Raw genomic sequence first — 6,502 nt, 5'->3', positions numbered from 1 at the left:
GGCGGGCGGTGACGTGATCGGTCTGGACTGGCGGATCCCACTCGACGTTGGCTGGGCAACCGTTCCCGATCGAGCCGTGCAGGGCAATCTCGACCCGGCCGTCCTTCTCGCCCCGTGGGAGGTGGTCGAGGCGGAGGCGCTCGACATCCTCGCGCGGGCCGACGGGCGCCCCGGCCACATCTTCAACCTCGGTCATGGCGTCTTCCCGTTGGTCGATCCCGACACGCTCACTCGGCTCGCCGCTCTCGTGCGCGAGCGGAGCGCACCGACCCGGGGGCACGGATCGTGACGCTCGGATCGATCTCCGCCGACGCGGTCTCCCGCCGCTTCCGGATCCACGCCCGCGAGACGCGCACGCTGAAGGATCTCGTCGTTGCACGAGGCCGTACGGGCGCCCAGGACGTGTGGGCCCTGCGTGATGTCTCCGCAGAGATCGCACCGGGTGAAGCCGTCGGCCTGATCGGCCGCAACGGCTCGGGCAAGTCGACGCTGCTCCGTGTTCTCGCCGGCATCATCAAGCCGACGACCGGCTCGGTGCAGGTGAACGGCCGCATCGGCTCACTGCTCGAGCTCGGAGCCGGGTTCCACCCCGATTTCAGCGGCCGTGACAACGTCTATCTCAACGGCTCGATCCAGGGCCTTCGGCGAGCGGAGATCCGCGAGCGATTCGACGAGATCGTTGCCTTCGCCGAGGTCGAGCACGCGATCGACCGGCCGGTCCGAACCTACTCGAGCGGGATGGCGATGCGGCTCGGATTCGCGATCGCCGCCTTCCTCCAGGCCGATGTGCTGCTCCTCGACGAGGTCTTCGCCGTCGGGGACGAGAACTTCCAGCGCAAGTGCTTCGGCGTCATCGCGGCGTTCAAGAGCCAGGGAGGGACGATCCTCTTCGTCTCGCACGACGCGCAGGCCGTCGAGCGGCTGTGCGAGCGCTCGATCCTCCTGTCGGGGGGCGAGAGGGTCTACGACGGGCCGACGCACGAGGCAGTCGCGCGCTACCGACGCCTGCTCGCGGACGACCTCGATCCCGCCGAGCGCGAGGTCGGTCTCCGCGAGTGGGGGACGGGCGAGGCCGAGATCACCGGCGTTCGCCTGCGCGCTGAGAACGGGGAGGAACGCGTTCAGTTTCTGGCCGGCGAGCCGCTGCGGCTCGAGGTCGATCTCGAAGCGGCGGGTGCCATCCCCGCGCCGGAACTGCACCTCGAGATCCGCGACTCCACCGGCCTCCTCGTGGCCGAGGATTCGGTCGATACCGCCGCGATCGGCTGGCCCGCGGCCCGCGGCAGCGCCGTTGTCGAGCTCGAGGTCGAGAGGCCGGCGTTTGCCTTCGGTCGTTTCCGGGTACGGCTCGGTCTCATCTCCGCCGAGGGCCGGACGTTGCACTCCTACGACGACGCGGTCTCTTTCCTCGTCTACCCGGACGGGGAGGAACGAGGTCTCATCCGCCTCGGAGGAACCTGGCGCGCCGGGGCGAAGGAGGATCTCCGATGAGCTACAAGACCTGTCCTGAATGGCCGGAGCTGATGGAGCTTGCCCCCGAGCTGCAGTTCAAGCACATGTCCGTGGCTGACGCACAGCTTCCCTTCGATGTGCTCTCGAAGATCTCGCACGTGTCGCTCGGCGATGTCGAGATGTGCTGCGATCTCGACCATCACGTCTTCAACGGCGCCCACACCGACCCGCAGGTCGTTGCAGCGCTCGCCGATACACACTGGTACGAGGTCCACGAGTGGGCCACGTCGGGGCCGGGCGCCTCGAGCCACGCTGCCTGAGCCCACCGCGGATCGCGCGTGAGGCGAGCGCGTGCATAGGCTTGAGCGATGACGACCGTTGTTGTCCCTTTCCGATCCGGCGGCAAGACGAGGCTGCCGACCGGCATCCGCGCCGAGCTTTCGCTCGCCATGCTTCGTGACGTTCTCGAAGCAGCCGATTCGGTCGGTCGCGTGAGGCTCGTCACCGACGACAGCGCAGCCACGCACATCGCGAACGCGCTCGGTGTGGAGGTCGTGAGCGATCCCGGCGGCGGCCAGGGAGCCGCTGTCGTATCGGCGTTGGCCGGCCTCGACGGTCGCTGCCTCGTCGTGAACGCCGATCTCCCGTGTGTTTCACGGCGGGCGCTGCTCGAGCTCGCCCTCCGCTGCCCGGCGCTCGTCGCAGCGGCGGACGGGACGACGAATGCGCTCTCTCTGCCGGCCCCGGGCGCGTTCGCACCGCTCTACGGGCAAGGAAGCGCCGCCCGGTTCGAGGGCGCGGGACTCACGCGCGTCTCGATTCCCGCGCTCGAGCATGACGTCGACACCGTCGAGGACATCGGGCGGCTCACCCTGCCCGTCGGTGCACGAACATCGCTTGTGTTGAATCAACACAAACTTCGGTTGGCGTCGGCGTCGTGAAGGTTGTCTGCCTCTCGGGCGGCGTCGGGGGCGCCAAGCTGGCCGCAGGGCTTCACGATGTGCTCGAGCCCGGAGAGCTCACGGTGATAGGGAATGTCGGCGACGACCTCGAGGTACTCGGCCTGCACGTCTCACCCGACCTCGACTCGGTGCTGTACGCGCTTGCCGGGATCAACGATACGGAGCGTGGCTGGGGTCGGGCGGGCGAGACGTGGGAGACGCTCGAATCGGCCCGTGCCTGGGGTGGCGAGGGCTGGTTCATGCTCGGTGATCGAGACATTGGACTGCACCTCGTGCGCTCGCAGGCGCTTCGTGACGGGGAGAGCCTCTCGGGTATCACCGCGCGGCTCGTCCTCGCCGCCGGGCTCGAGACGCGGATGCTTCCCGCGACGGACGATCGCCTCCGGACGCAGCTCGTCACACCCGCGGGCACATTCCCGTTCCAGGAGTGGTTTGTCGCCCGCCGCCACGAGGACGAGGTGGATGCGCTGCGCTACGACGGCGCCGACGTGTCCCGTCCAGCCCCTGGGGTGATCGAGGCGATCGAGGGTGCCGAGGCGATCGTGATCTCCCCGAGCAATCCGTATGTCTCGATTCACCCAATCCTCGCCGTGCCCGGAATCCGTGAGGCGATCGAGGCACGCCGCTCGCGCTGCGTCGCTGTCAGCCCACTCATCGGAGGGCGGGCCGTTCGTGGGCCGCTCGACCGCATGATGCAACGGCTCGCCGGAGGGACGACCCCGGCGCATGTGGCGCGATGTTACGACGGGCTGCTCGATGCTCTAGTCATCGATGCAGTCGACGCTACGGCCGAGACGGACGGCGCCGTGGTCGTCACGGATACCCTCATCACAGACCGCGACGCCGCGCGCCGGCTCGCCGAGACAACCCTGGAGGCAACCATGGAGAACCCGTCGTGAAGATCGCACTGATCGGTGGAACGGGCAGCTTCGGCCTGGCGCTCGCCGTCCGGCTCCGCGAGGCCGGGTACGCCGTCGTGATCGGGTCGCGCGATGCCGAGCGCGCCCGAGCCGCTGCGGCCGATCTCGGCGTCGCAGGCGCGACGAACGAGGACGCTGCCCGCGAAGCGGACATCGTCGTCCTGACGACGAAGGCAGACGGTGCGGTCGAAACGGCCCGCTCGCTCCGCGACGCGATCGGGCAAACGCCCGTGCTGTCGGTTGCCGCTGAGCTGTCCTTCACGAAGGAGGGGGTCTTCCCGACCTCCGAGCCTACGTCAATCGCACAGCGGATCCAGGACGTCATCGACGGGCCTGTCATTGCCGGGCTCCACTCTCTCGCGGCGACGAACCTGGGCGGCGATGTGGCTCCTGACGAGGACACGCTCGTCTGCGGCGACGACGCGGACGCCAAGGCCGTCGTGCTCGAGCTTGCGGGGAAGGTGACATCGGGGCGGGCGATCGACGCCGGTCCGCTTGCGAGCGCTCGTGCACTCGAGGGAATGACGGCCGTGATCGTGAACGTGAACAAGCGCTACAAGGCCCACGCCGGGCTTCGTGTCACCGGAGTCCACTGAGCGACCCGGGTGGACTTGTGACTCAACGCAGTCTCACCGTGCCCGGGGAGGTTCGCGTCATTCCGCTCGTCGGGCTCCCCGAGCTGGAGGCGGGCGACGACCTTGGTGTCCATCTCGCCGCGGCCTGCGACCGGGCGGGAGGGCTCGAAGAGGGCGACGTCGTCGTCGTCGCCCAGAAGGCGGTCTCGAAAGTCGAGGGCCGAATCGTCGCCCTCGAGGAGATCGAGCCTTCGGCGCGTTCGATCGAGCTGGCCGGGGACGAGGGAGATGCACGCCAGATGGAGGTGATTCTGCGCGAGACCGCCGAAGTCGTTCGGTCTCGCCCACCGCTCGTGATCTCGGAGACGCCTCATGGCTTCGTGTGCGCGTCGGCCGGCGTCGACGCGTCGAACGCGAAAGGGCCGGGGACGGTCATCCTCTTGCCGCTCGACCCGGATGCCTCCGCCGCTCGACTACGCGGCCGACTGGCCGAACTGACGGGAATCAGCCCCGGGGTCGTCGTCAGTGACTCCTTCGGAAGGGCGTGGCGGCAGGGCACGACGGACGTCGCGCTCGGGGTCGCGGGGATCGTTGCGCTGAGGGATCTGCGTGGAACGACCGACAGTCGCGGGTACGAGCTCCGCTCAACGATGATCGCCGTGGCCGACGAGATCGCCGGCGCGGCTGAGCTCGTGATGGGCAAGGCGAACGGCGTGCCTGCCGCGATCGTTCGGGGCGTCGATGCAAGCGGCGATGGTCGTGCGGCGGACATCGTCATGCCCCGCGAGCGTGATCTGTTCCGCTGAACAGGCGGAAACTACTGACGACCGCTCCTGGGAATGTCCGATGCGGTCGGCCCTCGTGCCAGCGATCCTCCGGGGTGTAAACGACACGGAGGAGACGTTCAGATGAGAAAGCTCATGCTCGGACTCGGTGCGGCGCTTGCGCTTGCCGTCTCGATCGGTGTGCTCAGCGCGGGTGCGGTCACCTCGAACAAGGCCGTTTCGGTCAATCTCAACGAGTTCAACGTCCTTCCGGCGGTGCAGGGCGCTCCGGCCGGAAAGGTGACGTTCACCGTAAAGAACTCGGGCAAGGCCGAGCACGAGTTCGTCGTACTGAGGACGCTGAGGCCCGCTGGCGCACTGATCGACAAGAGTGGCGAGGCGAGCGAGGCCGGCAACGTCGGCGAGATCGGATCCGTCAAGCCCGGCCAGCAGAAGAAGCTGACGCTGACGCTGAAGAAGGGGCACTACTCGCTCCTCTGTAATCTGCCGGGCCACTACAAGAGCGGACAGTTCTCGGACTTCTACGTCCGCTGAAGCAAACTCCGTACTGCCTTCCCGTCCGGCCCGAGGGGTCGGGAAGGCAGTGAGCGGAACGTCGGGCAGAGCGTCCGACTCGATCGTTTCCGCGCCCGGCGGTACACTTCGCCTATGCGTAAACTGGCTCTCTGGGGAACTCCGACATCCGACTCGCACCGCGCGTGGGTGGAGGCGGTTGCAGCGGAGTTCACGGCAGACGACTTCGTGCTCGTCGACGATCATGCCGACGCCGACTTCGTCCTCAACATGTTCGACACCGCCGACCCGAAGGCATTCCGCCGTTCGTCGCGCGGGACCTACTCCGCATCGTTCTACGAGCTCGACCAGGTGCCGGACGATGTGCTCCGCACGAGCTATCCGAATCTGGTTCGCACGCTCGCAAACGTCGTCGTCCTCCACGTGCCCGGCCAGGGCGTGTGGTTCACGACGATGGAGCGCGGTACGTACAAGATCTCTGACGATCCGGCCGAGGTGTTCGAGCGACTCGCGCCGCTCGCGAAGTCGAAGCTCGTCATCGACAACGAGTTCATCCCCGACCTCGAGCCGGAGCTGTGGGACGGCGATGAGATCACCGCCGACATCAATGCCGCCGGAAAGCGCATGGGCGAGCTCGATCTTCTCCCGGCGCCCTTCCCCGTCCACGAGTTCCTGAACGAGCGCGACCTGCGCCACGTCATGAGGCTCTATCAGGTCGGGGGCCTGTCGTATGGCAATCTCTCGGCGCGCAAGGACGAGACGCGGTTCTGGATGAGCGCGTCCGGCGTGGACAAGACCGCACTCGAAGAGCCCGGCCGGGACATCCTGCTCGTCACGGACTACGACGAGCCGAATGCACGCATGCGCATGAGCGTCGCGCCCGGCATCGAGCCGCGACGCGTCTCGGTCGATGCAATCGAGCATTGGATGATCTATCGGGCCCATCCCGACGTCGGCGCGATCCTCCACGTTCATGCCTGGATGGAGGGCATTGCCGCGACGGACATCAACTATCCGTGCGGCACGCAGGAGCTCGCCGAATCCGTAGCCGATCTGATCGCTCGGGAGCCGGACCCGGCGCACGCCGTCATCGGTCTCCGCAACCACGGGATCACCGCCACCGGCGACACGCTGACCGACATCCTCGACCGCATCCAGGTCGACATCCTGCGCCAGGTACCGATGACGTGAGGGTGACGCAATCCGCGATGGAAGAGCGTATCGCGGATTGCGTCACCCTCACGTCATCGATCATTTCTGCTCGCTTCGCGAGATACTGAAGCCGGGAACCTACG

General features: G+C 67.5%; 9 protein-coding genes. All 9 read left to right on the top strand.

Annotated features, from left to right (window positions below; all coding sequences use genetic code 11):
* Positions 1–289, top strand: a 289-nt coding sequence (locus tag ABIR74_RS12765) for a uroporphyrinogen decarboxylase family protein (RefSeq protein ID WP_348178715.1), incomplete at its 5' end; no start/stop codon positions are given.
* Positions 286–1,491, top strand: coding sequence for an ABC transporter ATP-binding protein (locus ABIR74_RS12760; RefSeq protein ID WP_348178713.1), 1,206 nt, complete (start codon positions 286–288; stop codon positions 1,489–1,491). The genes ABIR74_RS12765 and ABIR74_RS12760, both read left to right, overlap by 4 nt.
* Complete coding sequence (locus ABIR74_RS12755; protein WP_348178711.1) at positions 1,488–1,772, top strand: hypothetical protein; 285 nt, start codon at positions 1,488–1,490, stop codon at positions 1,770–1,772. The genes ABIR74_RS12760 and ABIR74_RS12755 overlap by 4 nt, the downstream gene beginning before the upstream one ends.
* Positions 1,773–1,820: 48 nt before the next feature.
* Positions 1,821–2,393, top strand: a complete 573-nt coding sequence (locus ABIR74_RS12750) for an NTP transferase domain-containing protein (protein WP_348178709.1) — start codon at positions 1,821–1,823, stop codon at positions 2,391–2,393.
* Positions 2,390–3,313 (top strand): 2-phospho-L-lactate transferase, encoded by a 924-nt coding sequence (gene cofD, locus ABIR74_RS12745; RefSeq protein WP_348178707.1) that lies wholly within the window; start codon positions 2,390–2,392, stop codon positions 3,311–3,313. Before ABIR74_RS12750 ends, cofD begins: the two co-directional genes overlap by 4 nt.
* Complete coding sequence (locus tag ABIR74_RS12740; RefSeq protein WP_348178705.1) at positions 3,310–3,930, top strand: NAD(P)-binding domain-containing protein; 621 nt, start codon at positions 3,310–3,312, stop codon at positions 3,928–3,930. The genes cofD and ABIR74_RS12740 overlap by 4 nt, the downstream gene beginning before the upstream one ends.
* A gap of 17 nt (positions 3,931–3,947) precedes the next feature.
* Positions 3,948–4,715, top strand: coding sequence for a coenzyme F420-0:L-glutamate ligase (gene cofE / locus ABIR74_RS12735; protein ID WP_348178703.1), 768 nt, complete (start codon positions 3,948–3,950; stop codon positions 4,713–4,715).
* A 102-nt stretch (positions 4,716–4,817) separates the two neighbouring features.
* Positions 4,818–5,228 carry a cupredoxin domain-containing protein gene (locus ABIR74_RS12730; protein WP_348178701.1) on the top strand — a complete coding sequence of 137 codons (411 nt, stop codon included), beginning with the start codon at positions 4,818–4,820 and terminating at the stop codon, positions 5,226–5,228.
* A 114-nt stretch (positions 5,229–5,342) separates the two neighbouring features.
* Positions 5,343–6,398: a class II aldolase/adducin family protein gene (locus tag ABIR74_RS12725; RefSeq protein WP_348178700.1), complete on the top strand. Its 1,056-nt coding sequence runs from the start codon at positions 5,343–5,345 to the stop codon at positions 6,396–6,398.
* The last annotated feature ends 104 nt before the right edge of the window (positions 6,399–6,502 follow it).

Source organism: Gaiella sp. (genome assembly GCF_039915195.1).
Classification (GTDB): domain Bacteria; phylum Actinomycetota; class Thermoleophilia; order Gaiellales; family Gaiellaceae; genus Gaiella.
Note: the sequence above shows the minus strand (reverse complement) of the source record. Positions and strands in the feature narration are given on the sequence as shown.